Here is a 19,331-nt window from a genome sequence, read left to right as displayed (position 1 = left end):
AGGTGAATCGAGGGCGGGTTCGCAGCTTTTACACACTAATACGACATACCACGCCCGCCGAGACCTGCATCTTGAGGTTGTTTGGGTATATCATAATGACATTATTGCTTAAATTTCGGATACTCATGTGAAAACCTACCTCGTTGGCGGTGCCGTAAGAGACAAGCTGTTAGGGCTTAATGTCGCAGACAAAGACTGGGTGGTTGTCGGTGCCGATATCAACACCATGCTGGATGCAGGTTATCAGCAAGTGGGCGCAGACTTTCCTGTCTTCTTGCACCCTAAATCTCATGAAGAACATGCCCTCGCCCGTACCGAACGTAAATCCGGCTCGGGTTACACAGGCTTTGTGTGCGATTTCGCCCCGAATGTCACGCTGGAAGAAGATTTGGCGCGTCGCGACCTCACCATCAATGCCATTGCGCAAGCGAAAGACGGCACGCTAATTGACCCTTATGACGGACAAGGTGATCTCGCGAATCGCGTCTTGCGTCATGTCTCCCCCGCTTTTGTCGAAGACCCGCTTCGAGTGTTGCGAGTGGCGCGTTTTGCGGCGCGATTCCATCATCTCGGTTTTGCGGTAGCGGACGAGACGATGGCACTCATGAACACCATGGTTAAAAGTGGTGAGCTGAGCGCCCTGACGCCAGAACGCGTATGGAAAGAATGGGAGAAATCCTTGTTCACCGCTCATCCTGAAGTATTTTTGCGTGTACTTCGTGACTGCGGTGCGCTTGCCGTGGTGCTGCCAGAAATCGATGCGTTGTTTGGCATCCCCCAACCTGAGCAGTGGCACCCAGAAATTGATACGGGCATTCATACCTTAATGGTCGCTGAGCAAGCAGCACAGCTGACTGAAGACCCCGTGATCCGTTTTGCGGCGCAGGTGCACGACCTAGGGAAAGCGCTCACACCCAAAGAAGAGTGACCAAGCCACAAACTCCACACCAAGCTCGGATTAAAACCCGTCAAAGCGCTGTGTGAGCGTATACGCGTACCGAATACCTATCGTGATACGGGTTTATTGGTCTGCGCTGAACACACCAACGTGCATAACGCGGGCGAGCTAAAAGCCGCGACCTTCATTAAGATATTTGACCGAAACGATTGCTGGCGAAAGCCCGAAAAAGTGCCGCAACTTGCCATCGGCAGCCAAGCCGATCATCAAGGACGAACGGGGTTTGAAGATCGCCCCTATCCGCAAGCTACCTTGTTGCTAGGCACGTTTGAGGCGGCATTAAGCGTGGAAGTGAAACACATCGTAGCGGCAGGATTTCAAGGGCCGCTAATTCGCGAGGAATTGACGCGCCAACGTATTGAAGCGGTGAAAGGGTTTCTTGCCGAGGCAAGGCCGGAGAAGCCGGAGTAATAATCAAGGTCCTAGGGTCCTAAAGAAAACATTGCCCCGAAATAAGAGACTAAAAAAGCGGCTTCTGATAACAGAGCCGCTTTTTTCTTTTCTAGGACCTAGGCCCTTCTTTTCCTGCTCTATCTGCTCTTAACACTTAGCGCGTCGCAAGAAACGCCATCAAACCCAGTCCCAACACAATGCGGTAAATCACAAACGGCTTCATACCCATGGTGGTCACCAGCTTCAAGAACCAGTGAATACAGATGTAGGCACTCACAAACGATACCGCAACGCCAACCAATATCGGCGCCCACATAACCGGCACGTCGCTTTTAACCAGCCCCAAACCAAGGTAGCTACCCGCCAACACAATGATCGGGATAGACATCAGGAACGAGAAACGCGCCGCCGCTTCACGGGTATAACCCAAGTAAAGCGCCATGGTCATGGTTGCACCAGAACGAGACGTACCAGGGATCATTGCTAGCGCTTGCGATAGGCCAATCAACAATGCAGATTTAGGCGTGGTTTTGTACTCATCAATTTCGCACTTGGCGTTGTTGTCCACCCACCACAGTAGCAAACCGAAAACGATACACGTCACCGCAATCACCCACGCCGAACGCAGATAAATTTCGATGATGTCTTTCATTAACAAACCGAAGATACAGGCAGGGATCGTCGCCAGCGCAATCATCCACGCAAGCGTTGCATCAGATGAACGCTCACCTTTGAAAATTGAGCGGAAAAAGGCACCGAGCAATTGCGTCACTTCCTTGCGGAAATACCCCACAACAGCCAGTAACGTACCAACGTGAACCGCAACATCAAAGGCTAAGCCTTGATCCTGCCAGCCAAGAATTTCAGAAGGGAGAATAAGGTGCGCAGAGCTCGACACAGGAAGAAATTCTGTCAGGCCCTGAATTAAAGCCAGCGCAAAGGCTTCAAACATGCTCATAGTGGTTAGTCACTTATTATTGGTTATCAAAAGAAATGAATTACAACGAAAAATCGGTTACCGGCCAAAGAGGTTGTTCATCACTAAACGCGTCCCAAGCTTGTTGGTAAGTTTGCGTGTCACCGGGAATGACCTGATCCGGGCAAAGCTCTGCCAATGGCCAAAGGGTAAACGCAAATTTGTAAACATCCTTCCTTGGCAACACAGGTCCAGAAGGCTGAGATAGCTCGCCGTAAGTTAGCAAATCAATATCAAGCGTACGGTCACGGAACTTAATTGCATCGCGTTCACGTCCCCAGCGAGATTCGATTTCACGCAGCGCAGCCATGATGTCTTCGAGGCTTAAATCGGTATGAAGTTCAGCCACAAGATTGTAAAAGTTCGGGCCTTCGAAGCCAACGGGAACGGCTTCGAAAATGCGAGAGCTGCGACAGTTTGGGTCAAGCGCTTTGAGCGCCGCCATGCCTTCCGCAATATGGTGCTCACGTTCAATGTTCGACCCAACACTTACCAGAACCTGAATCACCGCACGCCTCGCTCAATCACAACGCCGACGGCACGCGCTTGTGGCACCGCGCCAGGTTTGCTCACTTTCACCCGCACCCAAGGCACGGAGAATTGCGTTTGAATAAGAGTAGCAATTTCTTCAGCCACACGCTCAACCAGCAGAAAACGACCGTTTTCGACCAAATCAAGAATCGCGCCGCTAACAGAAGAGTAATCTAGGGCAAAAGCAACATCATCACTGCTAGCAGCAGGTTTGTTGTCATGCGCCATTTCAATATCAAACACCAGTTTTTGTTTGATTTGCTGTTCCCAGTCGTACACACCAATGGTGGTAATGACTTCCAGCTGCTCAATAAATACTAAATCCATGTTCACTCAAAAAATTCAGAGGTCGGATACCTATTATGCGCAAAAGCACGTAACATCGGTCAACCAGCGCCTAACTCGCGGTGCTGCACATACACAAAATCTCTAAATAATTGGATACTTTGTGTCTGTTGCGCGAACTATAGCAAGTTCTCGCCGCCCTAGCGAATGTTCAACGTGGATGAAAAAATGACCGCACTCGGAATGCTAATGATTGTTGCTGCCTACCTACTGGGGTCGATATCCAGTGCAGTGTTGATCTGTCGGCTTTACGGTCTGCCAGACCCACGAGAGCAAGGTTCAGGCAACCCCGGCGCCACTAATGTATTTCGCTTAGGTGGACGTTTCGCTGCCGCCTTGGTCCTGCTGTGCGACATGCTCAAAGGCACCATTCCCGTCTGGATCAGTTACCTTATCGGCATCAACCCTTTCATGCTTGGCTTGATTGGTATCGCCGCCTGTCTTGGGCATATCTACCCCATCTTCTTCCACTTTCGCGGTGGCAAAGGCGTTGCAACCGCCTTAGGTGCAATCGCACCTATTGGTTTAGACCTCACAGGGATGATGCTTGGCACATGGTTGGCCACATTATTACTGACCGGATACTCATCCGTTGGCGCACTCATCGCATCTTTGTTCGCCCCGTTGTTCACTTGGATGGTCAAACCGCAATTCACCATGCCTGTCGCCATGCTGTCGTGTCTCATCATTTTCCGTCATCAGGAAAACATTAAGCGACTATTGAACGGCACAGAGCAAAAAGTGTGGAATAAGAAGAAAAAATCGAAAGAAGAAGAGCAACAGGAAGAACAAGAGGGATAGATCCTAGGAAGAGCAGGTCCTAGGGCCCTAGGGCCTAGAAAAAGAAAAAGCGGCTACTGATAACAGTGCCGCTTTCTACTACTTGGAGCGCCAGTATTGCTCTTGGCTTTTCCTAGGATCTTCTTTTCCTAGGGCTTGCTCTTCCTAGGCCCAGCTCTAGCTCTTAAACTTCAACCGACTTAAGCTGATCAATCGGCCAACGCGGGAAGGCTTTCACGCCCAAATCGTTGTGCTCGCCGTTTTTCAGACGCTGCATACCCGCATAAGCAATCATGGCACCGTTGTCAGTGCAAAACTCAGTTCGTGGGTAATACACCTCACCGCCGATAGAATCTGCCAACGCTTCCAGCTTCACACGCAGATGACGGTTAGCACTCACACCGCCCGCAATCACAATGCGCTTCATACCGCTCAGTTTCAACGCACGCTTGCACTTGATCACCAAGGTATCGACCACTGCATCTTCAAATGCACGTGCGATATCCGCGCGAGTCTGATCGTCATTATCATTCGCAGAAATCGTATTGGCCGCGAACGTTTTCAAGCCAGAGAAGCTCATGTCCAAACCCGGTACGTTTGTCATCGGACGCGGGAAGGTAAAACGGCTACTGTCGCCCTTTTCTGCCAGCTTAGAAAGCAACGGTCCGCCTGGGTAATCAAGGCCCATTAGCTTAGCGGTTTTATCAAACGCTTCACCCGCAGCATCATCAATCGATTCGCCAAGGATTTTGTACTCACCAATGGCTTTTACTTCCACCAACAAGGTATGGCCGCCAGAAACCAACAGTGCGACAAACGGAAACGGAGGAGGGTTATCTTCCAGCATTGGCGCCAGTAAGTGCCCTTCCATATGGTGAACTGCCACAGCCGGCAAATCCCACGCATACGCAAGACTACGACCAATGGTAGCACCAACCAGCAACGCGCCCACCAAACCAGGGCCCGCCGTGTATGCCACGCCATCCAGATCTTGAGGCGTTAACCCCGCCTCTTCTAGCGTCGCTTTGATCAGTGGAATCGTCTTCTTCACATGATCACGAGAAGCAAGCTCAGGCACCACGCCGCCGTAGTCAGCGTGCACTTCTACTTGGCTATATAACTGATGTGCCAGAAGCCCTTTTTCATCATCATAAATCGCAACGCCAGTCTCATCGCACGATGTCTCGATGCCTAGAATTCGCATAACACCTCAGCTCACTTCGTTTATATTCAATCTGTCTTCTCAAAAACAGGCCGCAATATTACATGGGCGCGATCAAATTCACCAGTTATGCTTTACAAGCACCCGCAGATCGGATTAGAATTCCGCACCATTTTTAAACAAAGCTGGTCATTTTTTGTCTCCAGCGATTAACGAACAACCCCTGAGGTGAAAGGCACATGCCAGTAGTTAAAGTACGTGAAAACGAACCATTCGACGTAGCACTGCGTCGCTTCAAGCGCTCTTGTGAAAAAGCAGGTATTCTTTCTGAAGTTCGCCGTCGTGAGCACTTCGAAAAGCCAACTACCGTTCGCAAACGCGCTAAGGCTGCCGCTGTTAAGCGTCACCTGAAGAAGCTGGCTCGCGAGAACGCTCGCCGCGTTCGCCTGTACTAATTACGATTAATACAGGATTGTGATATGGAATTGATTACTCGCATTAAGAGTGAGCAAATAGTAGCGATGAAGGCGAAAGATAAACTTCGCCTTGGCACTATTCGTTTGATGATATCTGCAATTAGACAACAAGAAATCGACGGTCAGAAAACACTGACTGACGACGAAGTGTTGGCAGTCATCGTCAAGATGGTTAAGCAACGTCGTGACTCCGTATCGCAATATCAGTCAGCAGGTCGTGATGACCTTGCTGATGTGGAATTGGCTGAAATCTCCGTCTTAGAAGAATTCATGCCACAACCACTCAGCGACGACGAAGTGGATGTAATGGTAAAAGATGCCATTGCAGCCTCTGGTGCGAGCTCCATGCAAGACATGGGCAAGATCATGGCCATCCTGAAACCTCAAGTTCAGGGCCGCGCTGACATGGGTAAAATCAGCCAATTGGTTAAATCCAATCTGGCATAAGGTTTTTACCTAACCTGCAAACAAGCCGTGCTATCCAATTTTGGAGTGCGCGGCTTGTTCGTATCTTCTCGTTAGTAAATACTGTTCCTGTTTTCTGACTAGAACATACTGAATTCACTCACGTTCCCGTATTCAAAAAACGCACATAGGTTTATGGCAGGAAAAATCCCACGCTCATTTATTGACGATCTACTTGCCCGACTAGACATTGTCGAGCTCATAGACGCGCGGGTAAAATTAAAAAAGCAGGGTAAAAACTACGGTGCCTGCTGCCCTTTCCATAACGAAAAAACCCCCTCATTCACGGTGAGTCAGGAAAAACAGTTCTACCACTGCTTCGGTTGTGGCGTACACGGCAATGCCATTGATTTTGTGATGGAATTTGACCGTCTTGAATTTGTTGAAGCGATTGAAGAACTGGCCTCACAGCTTGGTTTAGATGTCCCCCGTGAACAGAGTGATGGTGGCGCCCCAAAAGGCCCTTATGCGCGTAGCGATCAAAAACGCGACCTGTACCAGATGATGGGGCAAATCGCCCAATTTTATCAGGGTGGGCTGCGTAGCGAAGCGGGACAAACAGCTATCGATTACCTTAAAGGCCGCGGCCTATCGGGGGAAATCGTACAAAAATTTGGCATTGGCTATGTCGCCGACGAGTGGGATCAAGTTCGCACACGCTTTGGCAAAGACAATGCGAGTCAGCAAGCGCTGGTATCAACGGGCATGTTGATCGAAAACGATAATGGACGCCGCTATGACCGCTTTCGCGGTCGAGTCATGTTCCCCATTCGTGATCGACGTGGCCGAGTGATCGGCTTTGGTGGTCGAGTATTAGGCGATGGTACGCCCAAATACCTCAACTCCCCAGAAACGCCCATTTTCCATAAAGGGCGAGAGTTATACGGTCTTTACGAAGTGCTACAAGCGCATCGCGAACCGAAACAACTTCTGGTGGTCGAAGGGTATATGGACGTGGTGGCGTTGGCACAATTTGATGTCGACTATGCTGTTGCCTCACTCGGTACAGCCACCACCGCAGAACACATGCAAACCCTGTATCGACAAACATCGAACGTGGTTTGTTGTTATGATGGTGACCGCGCCGGACGCGATGCTGCATGGCGCGCCATGGAGCAAGCATTACCGCACTTAGTTGATGGTCGTCAGTTGAAGTTCATGTTTTTGCCCGACGGCGAAGACCCGGATTCCATGGTTAGACAGGAAGGCAAAGAAGGTTTTGAACAACGCATGGCGAAAGCCATGTCGCTATCAGAATTCTTGTTCTCCACCCTAATGGAACAAGTGGACAGCAGCAGTCAGGAAGGCAAAGCCAAACTGACCACGTTAGCCGTACCACTGATCGACAAAGTTCCGGGAGGCACATTGCGCCTCTACTTACGGAATACATTAGGGCAAAGGCTCGGTCTTCCTGATGAACAGCAGCTTGAAAAACTGCTCAGCAAACAAGGGCAAACGCAAACACGCAAGCCACTACCAGAAATGAAACGCACGCCGATGCGTGAAGTCATTACACTGTTATTACAGAATCCTGGGTTTGTTGAATCTGTGCCACCACTTGATGGCGTGGAAGCGCTGGGGATACCCGGCATAAATTTATTCACGACTATGCTTGAACTTTGCCGTCATCGTCCCAATATTACGACTGGACAGCTGCTCGAACATTGGCGCGGCTCAGATCAAGAAGCATTGTTGGCCAAACTGGCCAGTTGGGAACTTCCCATTAATGAAGACAATGCATTAGATGTATTTTTAGACTCACTGGACAGAATATTGGCTCAGTGTGTCGCGCAACAAATAGATAAATTACAGGCTCGAGACAGAAGCATCGGCTTATCAGCTGAAGAGAGACGGGAATTATGGCAGTTACTTCAAAGCCGTCCCGACTAGAAAGTAGTCAGAACCATTGTAATTTGCTAGAATTGGCGGTTTGCGTTCCCGCATACTAAATTCTTCACTCAGACCCGAAGTTGGATATCGTCTATGGATCAAAATCCGCAGTCACAGCTAAAGTTGCTTGTCGCAAAAGGTAAGGAACAAGGCTATCTAACCTATGCAGAAGTAAACGACCATCTACCAGAAGACATTGTCGATTCCGATCAGATTGAAGATATTATTCAGATGATCAACGACATGGGCATTCAGGTGGTGGAAACTGCTCCTGATGCCGATGAGCTAATGATGACTGAAACTGTAGCTGACGAAGATGCCGTCGAAGCCGCAGCAGCAGCATTATCTAGCGTTGAATCTGAAATCGGCCGTACGACAGACCCTGTCCGCATGTATATGCGTGAAATGGGTACGGTAGAACTGCTTACCCGCGAAGGCGAAATCGACATCGCCAAACGCATCGAAGATGGTATCAACCAAGTACAGGTTTCGGTTGCCGAATATCCTGGCTCGATTGCATACCTGCTAGACCAATTCGATAAAGTTGAAGCTGAAGAGCTTCGTCTCACAGACATCATTTCTGGCTTTGTAGACCCAAGCCAAGACGACATCGCACCGACAGCAACACACATCGGTTCAGAGCTGACAAAAGAGCAGCTTGAAGATGAAGATAAAAATGACGACGATGACGACGAAGAAGAAGAAGACACTGGCATTGATCCAGAGCTAGCGCGCGAGAAGTTCAATGAACTGCGCATTGCTTATGACACAATGCAAGTTGCTATCAACAAAAACGGACGTTTCCACAAAGACACGGCAGAATCAGTTGCAGAGCTGTCTGAAGTGTTCAAGCAGTTCCGCTTGATCCCGAAACAGTTCGATCGCCTGGTTAAAGAAATGCGCGGCACAATGGATCGCGTACGTACACAAGAGCGCCTTGTTATGCGCCTGTGTGTTGACCAAGCTAAAATGCCTAAGAAAACCTTCGTACAGCTATTTAGCGGCAACGAATCTTCTGACAACTGGCTGGATGCAGCACTCGCGTCAGAAAAACCGTTCGTTGATCGCCTTAAGCAATACGAAGAAGATCTCCGTCGCAGTGTTCAAAAGCTGAGAATCATCGAAGATGAAACCGGCCTGAACGTAGAGCGTATCAAAGACATCAGCCGTCGCATGTCAATCGGTGAAGCGAAAGCACGCCGTGCGAAAAAAGAGATGGTTGAAGCGAACTTACGTCTGGTTATTTCGATTGCTAAGAAATACACCAACCGTGGCCTGCAATTCCTGGATCTAATCCAAGAAGGTAACATCGGCCTAATGAAAGCGGTAGATAAGTTCGAATACCGTCGTGGTTACAAGTTCTCGACGTACGCAACATGGTGGATCCGTCAGGCAATCACACGTTCAATTGCTGATCAGGCGCGTACTATTCGTATCCCTGTTCACATGATTGAAACCATCAACAAACTGAACCGTATCTCACGTCAGATGCTTCAGGAGATGGGCCGTGAGCCACTGCCAGAAGAACTGGCAGAGCGCATGCAAATGCCAGAAGACAAGATCCGCAAAGTGCTGAAGATCGCCAAAGAGCCAATCTCCATGGAAACACCAATCGGTGATGATGAAGATTCGCATCTGGGTGACTTTATCGAGGATACTACCCTCGAGCTGCCAATGGATTCAGCGACAATGAACAACCTACGCATGGCAACCAGCGAAGTACTTGCTGGCCTAACGCCACGTGAAGCGAAAGTTCTGCGTATGCGTTTCGGTATCGACATGAATACCGATCACACGCTGGAAGAAGTCGGCAAACAGTTTGACGTAACGCGTGAGCGTATCCGTCAGATTGAAGCGAAAGCACTGCGTAAACTGCGTCACCCAAGCCGCTCAGAAGTTCTGCGCAGCTTCTTGGATGAATAATCCACGCGGTTAAAAACAGTAAAAATGAGAAGGCGAGCACAGCTCGCCTTTTTCATATCCAAGATTTGGTTTAAGTGGCTAAAATCCATACTGATTAGGGTATGGTTGCGTCTAGACACCTCGCTCCCCTTCCCCTATAATCATTCGCCTACATGGCCCCTTAGCTCAGTGGTTAGAGCACTCGACTCATAATCGATTGGTCCCCAGTTCAAGTCTGGGAGGGGCCACCATATACAGCAAGGCCTGAGGGGTTAGTAACCACTCAGGCCTTTCGCGTTTTTTAGCTCTGTGTAGCACCTGTGTAGCAGATTTTTGCTATAACAGACGCTCGTTATAGCAGTTCTCAAGTAACACCTTCACCGTTTCACTTCTTTCTAAACACCTCATCGAATACCCCGTTCAACCATGTACCGAGATTCCAATAGCTGTGATTAATTAGCTGTATCGTAAAATGATGAGCGGCTGACATGCCAAAACGAAACGATCACATTCTGGTTTTGCTCACCACTGCGCCATGGTGGGTAAGCATCATTTTCTCAGCGGTTGTATACGTGGTTCTCGCATTCCTCGCTCCAGCTTGGCTGGAAAACGGCTCGCCGATAGGTGAAGGGCTTGCGCAAACATCAGAGAAGCTCGCACCATTCTTTGGTGTGATGTTTCTTGTTCCAGCGGTGTTATCACTGATTAGGGATTGGCTATCAGGACTTTGAGGTTTTTGGATTGTCCCTACTTTGGTTACTGTCGCCACTCATCGGTATGAGATGTCATCTCGGTTTCTTTTACCTCTGGCAACTCACTCATTCTAAGTTCGCAATGACAACATTTCACCGAACCAACTGCCTCTTCAACACGCATTCGCCCAATCGCAATTTGGAGCAAGCTGTAGAATCGTTTTCCACAACGAGGGCATTCTGCCGTTGCTAAACGCCAATACAGAATAAATATGGTGATAGTGATTACAGCGTTAAAAATGGCGAAGGGAGGAATAGCAACAGCTGCCACTGCTGACAATAGAAAGAGACTAAAGAGTGGCCATTTTAGCGAATGGAGGTTGTTATGACGCTGCTTTATCTTTCTGAGGCCAGCTAGGTAATCTTCCATGACAAAAACCATCGAAACCAATTAAAACAAGTTAGCTAAACTATATGTCATCCTTATCGCACTCCTCAATTACAGCATCTAAAAGTACAGAAAAATCATCCAAAGCTTTGACGTGAGAAACGAGCAACAGGCGCATATAAACAAGCCCAATCAGAAGTAAAACTGCAACTAGAAATAATAATTTAACCGAAGTAATGGTAAATACATCCAGTATGCCCAACCCATAAAGCACAGGAACGATCACAGTAACAACAGCACAAAAAGCTGTGAACTCTTGAGTATATTGCTCATGCTTCAATTTGTTTGAAGACACTGAACTCTTTGCACTCCTGAAATGTTTGCGTGTAAGCCCTTTTTTCTCCCTTATTTTTATTAGCCTGCCCATCCAAACCTCGTTAAAAGCGGCTTCTCGCCTTAATGATTGGCAGTAGTTATCTGGTAGAAATTTATAAAAAATTGGTTGAATTAACTTCCCACAAAAGCCCAAGCTACGAATGTGTTCAGCCCTTCCTTTCACATACTCTTTAAAAATAAGATCAAGCCACATACCCAAACCACCTCACAGACCAAATAGCCCCACAGAAAAGAAACTGCTTTGCTGCGCAATATTTCTTCTAATTTTGGCCAACTTTGGTCGACGTGATGAAGTGATAATTGAGAAAATACAGTTATTCACAGAACTCCAAGTAAAAGCACATTTGCCACTAGGACAAATGCCACTCGTTGACGCGGGTGATGATAGTTTTCCCGCCTGCTGAGATACCTTTGAGTACCTTTAAAAGCTCCTCGTCGCTGTACATGGAGCTTTTTACCTCTCCCGTCGCGTAATCCACACTCAGTTCGTAATGAGGCGCGATAGCTTGTTCTGTGCGCTTACAGAACACACCGCCCATCAAAGCTGTGTAGGATTTCCAACAGCCGTTATCAGCGGCTTCGTGAATGTCTGTGGCTAACTTGCTTTCGCCCATCATGTCTTTAAGGCGGCGCAGTTCGCGCCATACCGTGACGGAGCAACCGCCGAGTTGCTGAAACTGGCGAATGCTCCAACAGGCCGCCCACGCTTCTACCCTTGCCGCTGCGCATTTTGGGTCTTCACCGTAAACGCCTGATTCAAGGTTTTCGCCGTCGATGTTCTTTGAAATGTATTTGGCGATATAGCCCGTTGCTGAACCCTTGTTAGGGTCTATCTTCACTTCGGTGAAACGGTGTCGATCTGCGCCTGCTTCGTCGCCATCTTCGCGCAAGTTGTATTCACGCATGGTATCTATCAACACGTCATAATGCCTTGGCTCAACGAATAACAATAAATGCCAATGCGGTGTGCCGTCGTGTTGAGGCTCCACGACGCGAAAACCATAGAAACGCACCTCTTCACGTTGAAGTTTGGCGCGAATGAGTTTCCAAATGTCGTTGAGGTAGGCTTGCGCTTCGGCGGGTGTGTAACCGCCCCACTTTGGGTTTTCATCGCCTGTGGTGGCGTAACTACGGTGATACTTTGACGGGCATGTAAGGGTTAAAAACGTCGCTGAATGGCCGAGTTCGTTCGCAAGGTCTTCAAAGCCACGCGCACGAACCATCAATTCCATTTTGCGGATTTTCGGATCAGACACGCCCTTTTGTGAAAGCTCCAACAGGCTAAAGCTTTGGCCTAGTTGGTTCGTGGCTATCGTGTTCTCAAGATAACGTGCTTGGTGAAACTTTTGAGCGGTTCTGGCATCGAGCGTTTCGTCAGAACAGTAGATCGCTTTCACGCGGCTGACTTGATTCAAATGGCGCATCACGGTTTCAATATTCTTACGCAGCGCCTTGCGAAGTTTGCGCAGCCACCATGATTTATCAGAAAGCCTTCTTAGCCTTCCCTCTAACGTGTATTTGTTTTCATCTGGCGGCTCAAAGCCAAAGCTTAGGCAAAGCGCGTGAAGGGCACTAATCGTTTCGTCTTCTGCACCATACAAAGTGCGACGAATAGATAACGCAGCATCAACCAGCGCTTCGGCTTCTTCACGCAGTTCATCTTCTGAAATATTGAGGTTGAGCTTTTCAGGGGATACGGTCAGCTTCGAAACAAGGCTATCAACGGTTTCACGAAGGTCAGTGTTTCGGGTGAAAGCATCTGAAATGGCGATATAGCGTTTAAAGAGAATACGTTGCGCTTTGGGCGGAAAACGGCAAAGCCGTTCTTCCACGAACGGCCTGTCGAATCTATCTAGTGTTTCGTATTCTTCCTCAGTGATTGGAGACATCAATCGCCCTCCCTTTCTGAGTCAGTTCAAATACATCACGTTTAATGCCATAAGGGAAAATGGTTCGGTAGGTGATCAGCCCTTCTCGATACAGTTTCAGCACGGTACGAGGGTTCAATTTAATGTCGAAGCCTTTAGAGCCAACGTAACCCGTATTATTCACACGGTAATCAGCACAAAGTTCAAACCAATGACCCTCTTGCATGGCTTTGATGATGCTTGTTAGGTATGGATTTAACTTAAGCATGGACACCCCCATCACAAATGAGTTGGGTGTATTTGCGTTGGTTATCGAGCCATTGGTCGAGATCTTCTTTAAGGTAACGGACTGCGCGACCAATCTTGATAAATGGCGGTGCTTCGGTGCGATTCTGGCGGTGGCCTTCCATGCGTGATTGACGCAGAAAGGAACGGCTCATGCCGATATAGGCGGAGGTTTCTTGCTCTGTATATGCGCGTTTCTGGGTGTTGTCTGATTGCATTTGGGTAGCTCCTGTTGTGTATTAGGAGATACCTTAAGAGTCACTTCCAATGAGTGACTCTGGGTGTGACTCTAGTGGTGACTGTTTTTTTAACGCTTGTTTCTGGCTTTCGTTACATAGTTCCTGAAGGTTATATATTTCAAAATCTTAACCGCGTCATTTTTACCAAACCAAACGATTTCATCATTGTTCATTTCACTGATGACACCGTCCTCATCAATCTGACGGGGTTCAGTTCGATTGTCCTTCTTAATCACATTCCAAATGGTTTGATAATCGGCATCGGGTTTGGCTTTTAGTACCTTGTGAATCAAATCTTTGATTGGATGTGTTTCAACATCGCCCACTTTTACAATAGGTGGGCTTTGGAGCGCATTTTGATTGGTATCTAAACCAAATACTTTGTTAACCGATACCAAATCAAAGCGAAGTGAATCAAAGCCAATCTCAAGTGGTTTGATTGCTAATTCTTCATCGGTATCCATAAGCGCATTGAACATACCTTCAAGCCCTTCCTTTCTCCTTTCGTCTGCACCCGCTTTGGCTAGTTCCTTTATTCTCTGACCAAATACTGCTGCTGTACCGATTGAGGCAAAGGCGACGAACGAATCTACAGGCTGTTTACTCATCGTCGTGACCTGACTAAACCGAACATGTTTAGCTTTAGGGTAATCAACCAATGCACTTCGCCAATTGGCTACGAACTCCGGTTCATGGATAACGGTTCGTTTAATACTGGTTTTATGCGAATTCACACATTCAATCGATTGCTTGAACGTAAGGCTTAGCACGCCACGGTAATCAAACAGATTTGCCAATACTGGCCTATTAGGTTCGGAGCCTTTCAATTGCGCACCTAATGCTCTGGCATCAACCCACGCGCAAAGCGACAACTCGCTCCGCTCAACCGCATGAAGCAAATCGCCTTTGGTTATGGTGGTTACATCGTTGATTTCATCTAAGCGGTAAAAACGTCTTTTTTGCATCCTTGCCTTATTCCTAGCCTTTAGGTTTATAAGCCGAACAAACCGAACCTTTAGGCTTACACGTTTCGGTCAGAAGCCTAGTTTTTATGCGGCTTCGTCGGTTAAGAAGCCGAACGTTTGGTTTTGACCGAAAGAGACAACCTAAGGGTTAATCTAACTGAGGTTGGTATGTAGTGGTCAACTCATTCCGGACAGTAAATTAGGCTGATTTTCAGCTTTCGCAGGTGGAAGACCACCGTTATAACTATGCGGTCTCTTCCAGTTGTAATAGCTCATCAGGTAATGGCTGATATCTTTGGATGCCTCAGCAAAAGATGCATAGCCTGTTGCTGGTATCCATTCAGATTTTAGACTTCTAAATAGCCTTTCCATTGGAGCGTTGTCCCAGCAGTTGCCACGGCGACTCATGCTTTGTGTCATCCGATACCGCCACAGGTGTTGTCGAAACTGGCGACTGCTGTATTGGGAGCCTTGATCCGAATGGAACATCACGCCACTTGGTTTTCCTCGTTGCTCATACGCCATCGACAACGCTTTTGTCACCAATGCCGCATCAGGACTGTCAGACATGGCCCAACCGACAACCCGTCTGCGATACAGATCAATGACAACGGCAAGATAGCACCAACGATGACCCGCCCATATATAGGTAATATCGCCGCACCATACTTGATTTGGGGCGTCGACAGTGAACTGACGATCAAGCTGATTGGGAATATCAGGCCGTTCAACCGTAGCTTGCTTATAGTTATGTGAACCGGGTTGCTTGCTGATGAGTTGTGCCTCTTTCATCAATCGGCGAACCTTGAATCGTCCAATCTTATGTCCGATTTCACACATCATGCCGACCAGAGTGCGACTACCCGCAGAGCTTCTGCTCAGCGTAAACAGTCGGTTGATCTCGCTACGAAGATGCAAACGTTCAGCATCAATATCATGGCGTCGTTGGCAGTGCTCATAGTAAGTCGACGTGGCGATATCGAACACAGTACAGACCAATTCTACCGGTTCTTGCTCTCTCAATTGGTCTATCAGCGCGTACGTTCGAGTTCGTCCGACATCAAGAGAGCAGTAGCCTTTTTTAGAATAGATTTTTCTCGTTCAAGTCGATGGATCCTTGCCTCTAACTCTTGGATTTTCTGCTGCTCTGGCGTTAAGGCTTTGGAAACTGGCGTACTACCGCCGCGCTCTTGTTCAAGTTGTGTGACCCAGCGTCTGAGTCCCGTTTCACCGACGTTTAATGAGCGGCTAGCCTCAGCAATTGAATACCCTTGGTCAAGTACCAAACAGGCTGCTTCTAGTTTAAATTCAGCGGAGAATGAACGACGTTGTCTTGTCATGGAACACCTCTTTCTTTAGTGGTGACTTTACCACCTTAAATGGTGTCCGGGATCATTAAACCACTACAACCACTAAAATCAGCCTAATTTACTGTCCGGAATGAGTTGACCACTACAGCTTTACCTCAATCTTCAACCTCACAACGCCATGCTATTGAACAGATAAGACACCAGAAAGCCACATAAAAATGTATGGAAAAGCAAACATCATGTTATATTCAAGCCTAGAACACATGGGTTAGAAAACTAGATATCACTGCCATATACGTTTCCCTCATGAGTAAACATTTCACTGTTAATCAAATCAAAAAAACAGTATATATTGGAGCCAAAAGCATTGGATAACATTGATTTACTTTTAGAAATGGATGAGTCCCCAACCCTAGAATTCAAACGTCAATGGTACTGGGATAATCAAACGCCACGAGACGAAATGTCATCTATGTGGGGAGAATTAATTAAAGACCTAATATCACTTTCCAATGGTTACCTCGGTCACACTGGGAAAACACGCCATCTTATTTTTGGCTTCTGTGAAGAAGAGAAAGAAATATACTCCGTCAATTTTGATAACATAAAACAATTAAAAAACATCACAAAATTTAAAAAAGATTTAACTCAAAGGCTAGAGAAGTGCACTAGGCCATCATTTATTGACTTCAATATACATACAGTAAATAAAGATGAAAAGACACTATTTGTTTTTGAAATCCCAAGCCCATCATATCTAATCGAGCTAAAGAATGAGATAAAAACAAAAACTAGACACTTAGATGAGGGTGCTGTTTTGGTTAGAAAAGGCCAAAAACAAGATGAGGTAAGAACTGCAACGCCTGATGAAATTGAAAATATAAAACTTGAGTTAGAAAAATATAGAGAGACAAAACAAAAATTCAATCAAGAAAAAACAGCAGACATCGAATTAAAGCCAGAAAGGTCAATAGATAAAACCGTTCAAATATACATTGACAAAAACTCCAGCTATTCCCTAGATAACAGCTACCCCGTCAGAGTTAAAAACTGGAAAGAAGGGATTGTATACGAGGTATATAGACTAGTAGATGGGTTCAACGGAAGAAAAGAATTCATATACATTCACGAGAGTGCTAATCAAAGTAAAACCTTTGGCGAAATAAAACAAAGAGAAATAATATCAAATATGGCCGAATCTATTGTATTAATCGATAGACCAAAATCAACAGACTCGGCCAGAAGAAAAGCCAATATTTCGAAGCTATTTAATACAGACTTTGTTTTCTTTATTGATGAGTTTGGATATCAACATCTTTATAAAGATTGTATCCCTCCGTATGAAAAGTTTAATCTTCCTGTATATGTCGATGGGCTATATGATGGGGAAGATGAAAAGGACTTACAAGCGTTAAACCGATTAAATACTTGGTTCACCACCGAAAACGAACCCATCTTTGTAGTTAGTGGTCATGGTGGTATAGGTAAAACAACTTTAGCAAAACAGTTCTTAGACCATGTTAGCACTATTACAGATGAACCTGGAGTGCTATTTATAGATTCAAAAGAAATCATCAGTGATTTATCTAGAAACTTCTCAAAAGACAATAAGGTAAATGATGTTTTTGATTTTTATATCGCACAAATGAACACTGATAACACTGAGGATTCAAGATTCGATAAAGAGCTGCTAAAACTCTCAATAGATAACGGAAGTCTAATTGTTGTACTTGATGGTATTGATGAAGTAATAGCAAAGCTTGGTGAGAAATTTGATGTTGAGACATTCATAAAGTCTATTTTTGATGAGTATTCCTCAGGACTACACAAAACCAAAGTATTAATAACATGTCGAGACCACTTCTGGAGTGAGGTAGGAAAAAAAGTACTTCTCCCCGAAATAAAATTAAAAGCATTCAATGAAGAGCTAACAAAAGACTTTTTTAAGCAGAAACTAAACGATGAACGAAAATTAGAAAAAGCTATGGAAATGGCTGATGCATTAGCTATCGAACCAATAGAAAATGGGAAAATAGAAACAGGAAAGACATATATACCATTTCTGCTTGATATGATTGGGTACATAATAATAACAAATGGTACAAATGTAGCTAATCACAACAGCTTTGATAGTCGCTACCTGATGCCAGATGTCCATACAGATCAGTTAGTTGGTCAAATATGCAAACGAGAGATTAAGAAACTAGAAAGCCTTGGTGTTGATGAGCAAATTAAGCTCTTCATTAGAATGTCATCAAGTAAGAATAATGGAATAAGTATCTATGATATTAAAGATGAATTAAGGAAAATAACATCTAATGTGGATGACACTCTGATAGAGAAGATAAAAGGGCACCCTTTAATTCAATACGAAAATAAAAATATTTACTTTAGATATGATGTTTTTGACACTTATTTCAAATCATTGATGGTTTTTGATTTCTTCAATAGAAAGGACATTACCACCTTAAATGAAGAACTAGCGAGAATTATAAGTGGATACGTAAAATATGATAGCAGCTTCACAGATTCAATAGCAAAAAAAATCAACATAGATGATGAACTTATATTGTTTTGCATCGATATAATTGAAAAGACACAGAATATCAACAATGTAAATCGAGAGACTTTAATATCCTCAATTGTTTCCTTATTATTAATATCCCTTGAGAAAAGTTGTTCAACCCAATCTAATGTTGGCACTAGAACAGATCTGATAGAGAAATTATTTGAAAACAACGGTAAAATTGACGGTCTTTGTTTAGTGGATATTTTTGGCATACGAACAAACAAACCAACATTTGATTTCAAAGCAAAAGACCTCGACAACTGCTACTTCTACAACTATGAATATTTCTGGGAGTGTCGAATAGACGAGAATACTAAATTTTATAACTCTTTCTTTAAGGACATAGACCCTAGAGCTGGAGTGAATTACTCTATACCAAATAACATGTTCTCGAGTAATTGTGACTTATCTTTAATACAACATCTTTTGACCGAGAAAAAAGAAGAGAAAAAAGACTCAAGAGAATACGTTCTACATGAACTAATTAAAGTGTTTAAGTTATTTTATCAGCGCGGAAACTTTTACCCAAGAAAACAAGAGGAGGTTAGAAAAAAACTATCAGTGGTTAACTTCCTTCCAATGCTTATTAATAAGGGTGTAATTATAAATTATAAAGACCCTAAAAAACCAACCATGAAGCAATACAAAATTGACAACAAGTACAAAAGTGTTATTGAGTATATAGAGCAAGACACACCATCAGCCGAACTTCAATTGTTGGCTGATGAGCTAATTTAAATA

Annotated in this window: 17 protein-coding genes, 1 tRNA gene and 2 pseudogenes; 9 read left to right on the top strand and 11 right to left on the bottom strand. The window is 45.6% G+C overall.

Annotated elements, in window-relative coordinates:
• The first annotated feature begins 127 nt into the window (after positions 1-127).
• Positions 128-1,369, top strand: a pseudogene (locus tag AC3CIC_RS01915) (multifunctional CCA addition/repair protein).
• 136 nt (positions 1,370-1,505) lie between these two features.
• Here the strand turns inward: AC3CIC_RS01915 and AC3CIC_RS01910 are convergent.
• From AC3CIC_RS01910 to folB, 3 genes are read right to left on the bottom strand one after another with little or no spacing between them, the layout of a single operon-like run.
• Positions 1,506-2,309 carry an undecaprenyl-diphosphate phosphatase gene (locus tag AC3CIC_RS01910; protein WP_394212303.1) on the bottom strand — a complete coding sequence of 268 codons (804 nt, stop codon included), beginning with the start codon at positions 2,307-2,309 and terminating at the stop codon, positions 1,506-1,508.
• 40 nt (positions 2,310-2,349) lie between these two features.
• Positions 2,350-2,835 (bottom strand): 2-amino-4-hydroxy-6-hydroxymethyldihydropteridine diphosphokinase, encoded by a 486-nt coding sequence (gene folK / locus AC3CIC_RS01905; RefSeq protein ID WP_488515220.1) that lies wholly within the window; start codon positions 2,833-2,835, stop codon positions 2,350-2,352.
• Entirely contained in the window at positions 2,832-3,185 is a 354-nt protein-coding gene (folB, locus tag AC3CIC_RS01900; RefSeq protein ID WP_016958971.1) for a dihydroneopterin aldolase, read from the bottom strand. The genes folK and folB overlap by 4 nt, the downstream gene beginning before the upstream one ends.
• 186 nt (positions 3,186-3,371) lie before the next feature.
• Between folB and plsY the strand changes: the two genes are divergently transcribed.
• On the top strand, positions 3,372-4,004 hold the full coding sequence (gene plsY / locus AC3CIC_RS01895) for a glycerol-3-phosphate 1-O-acyltransferase PlsY (RefSeq protein ID WP_026024095.1): 633 nt from the start codon (positions 3,372-3,374) through the stop codon (positions 4,002-4,004).
• Between the two features lie 163 nt (positions 4,005-4,167).
• Here the strand turns inward: plsY and tsaD are convergent, their stop codons facing one another.
• Complete coding sequence (gene tsaD, locus AC3CIC_RS01890) at positions 4,168-5,187, bottom strand: tRNA (adenosine(37)-N6)-threonylcarbamoyltransferase complex transferase subunit TsaD (protein WP_017005144.1); 1,020 nt, start codon at positions 5,185-5,187, stop codon at positions 4,168-4,170.
• 197 nt (positions 5,188-5,384) lie between these two features.
• Here tsaD and rpsU point away from each other — a divergent pair, with 197 nt between their 5' ends.
• From rpsU to AC3CIC_RS01860, 6 genes and pseudogenes are all read left to right on the top strand, one after another.
• The gene (gene rpsU, locus AC3CIC_RS01885) at positions 5,385-5,600 is read left to right on the top strand and encodes a 30S ribosomal protein S21 (protein WP_002537656.1); all 216 of its coding nucleotides are present in this window, start codon (positions 5,385-5,387) and stop codon (positions 5,598-5,600) included.
• 24 nt (positions 5,601-5,624) lie between these two features.
• Positions 5,625-6,068 (top strand): GatB/YqeY domain-containing protein, encoded by a 444-nt coding sequence (locus tag AC3CIC_RS01880; RefSeq protein ID WP_016958974.1) that lies wholly within the window; start codon positions 5,625-5,627, stop codon positions 6,066-6,068.
• 153 nt (positions 6,069-6,221) lie between these two features.
• Positions 6,222-7,976 carry a DNA primase gene (dnaG, locus tag AC3CIC_RS01875; RefSeq protein WP_488515219.1) on the top strand — a complete coding sequence of 585 codons (1,755 nt, stop codon included), beginning with the start codon at positions 6,222-6,224 and terminating at the stop codon, positions 7,974-7,976.
• Between the two features lie 81 nt (positions 7,977-8,057).
• Positions 8,058-9,899, top strand: a pseudogene (rpoD, locus tag AC3CIC_RS01870) (RNA polymerase sigma factor RpoD); the annotation flags it as partial.
• 154 nt (positions 9,900-10,053) lie between these two features.
• Positions 10,054-10,129 (top strand) — tRNA-Ile (locus AC3CIC_RS01865).
• 237 nt (positions 10,130-10,366) lie between these two features.
• The gene (locus tag AC3CIC_RS01860; protein WP_488515218.1) at positions 10,367-10,609 is read left to right on the top strand and encodes a hypothetical protein; all 243 of its coding nucleotides are present in this window, start codon (positions 10,367-10,369) and stop codon (positions 10,607-10,609) included.
• A gap of 25 nt (positions 10,610-10,634) precedes the next feature.
• Here AC3CIC_RS01860 and AC3CIC_RS01855 read toward each other — a convergent pair whose 3' ends face one another.
• From AC3CIC_RS01855 to AC3CIC_RS01825, 7 genes are all read right to left on the bottom strand, one after another.
• Entirely contained in the window at positions 10,635-11,000 is a 366-nt protein-coding gene (locus tag AC3CIC_RS01855) for a hypothetical protein (protein WP_488515217.1), read from the bottom strand.
• A gap of 40 nt (positions 11,001-11,040) precedes the next feature.
• Positions 11,041-11,547 carry a hypothetical protein gene (locus tag AC3CIC_RS01850; RefSeq protein ID WP_488515216.1) on the bottom strand — a complete coding sequence of 169 codons (507 nt, stop codon included), beginning with the start codon at positions 11,545-11,547 and terminating at the stop codon, positions 11,041-11,043.
• Between the two features lie 157 nt (positions 11,548-11,704).
• Positions 11,705-13,243 (bottom strand): replication endonuclease, encoded by a 1,539-nt coding sequence (locus AC3CIC_RS01845; RefSeq protein WP_488515215.1) that lies wholly within the window; start codon positions 13,241-13,243, stop codon positions 11,705-11,707.
• Entirely contained in the window at positions 13,227-13,490 is a 264-nt protein-coding gene (locus AC3CIC_RS01840) for a hypothetical protein (protein WP_488515214.1), read from the bottom strand. Before AC3CIC_RS01840 ends, AC3CIC_RS01845 begins: the two co-directional genes overlap by 17 nt.
• Positions 13,483-13,725: a helix-turn-helix transcriptional regulator gene (locus AC3CIC_RS01835; protein WP_488515213.1), complete on the bottom strand. Its 243-nt coding sequence runs from the start codon at positions 13,723-13,725 to the stop codon at positions 13,483-13,485. Before AC3CIC_RS01835 ends, AC3CIC_RS01840 begins: the two co-directional genes overlap by 8 nt.
• A gap of 89 nt (positions 13,726-13,814) precedes the next feature.
• Positions 13,815-14,711, bottom strand: coding sequence for a hypothetical protein (locus AC3CIC_RS01830; protein WP_488515212.1), 897 nt, complete (start codon positions 14,709-14,711; stop codon positions 13,815-13,817).
• 177 nt (positions 14,712-14,888) lie between these two features.
• Positions 14,889-16,051 (bottom strand): IS3 family transposase gene (locus AC3CIC_RS01825; protein WP_488514316.1). Its coding sequence is split into 2 segments (ribosomal slippage): positions 14,889-15,796 and positions 15,796-16,051, totalling 1,164 coding nucleotides; the frame shifts between segments, so codons are not numbered across the junction.
• Between the two features lie 337 nt (positions 16,052-16,388).
• Between AC3CIC_RS01825 and AC3CIC_RS01820 the strand changes: the two genes are divergently transcribed.
• Positions 16,389-19,328, top strand: coding sequence for a P-loop domain-containing protein (locus AC3CIC_RS01820; RefSeq protein WP_488515211.1), 2,940 nt, complete (start codon positions 16,389-16,391; stop codon positions 19,326-19,328).
• The last annotated feature ends 3 nt before the right edge of the window (positions 19,329-19,331 follow it).

The organism is Enterovibrio sp. QJM3NY_24 (assembly GCF_057786035.1).
The sequence above is the reverse complement of the archived record's forward strand: the minus strand, read 5'-3'. Positions and strand labels throughout refer to the sequence as shown.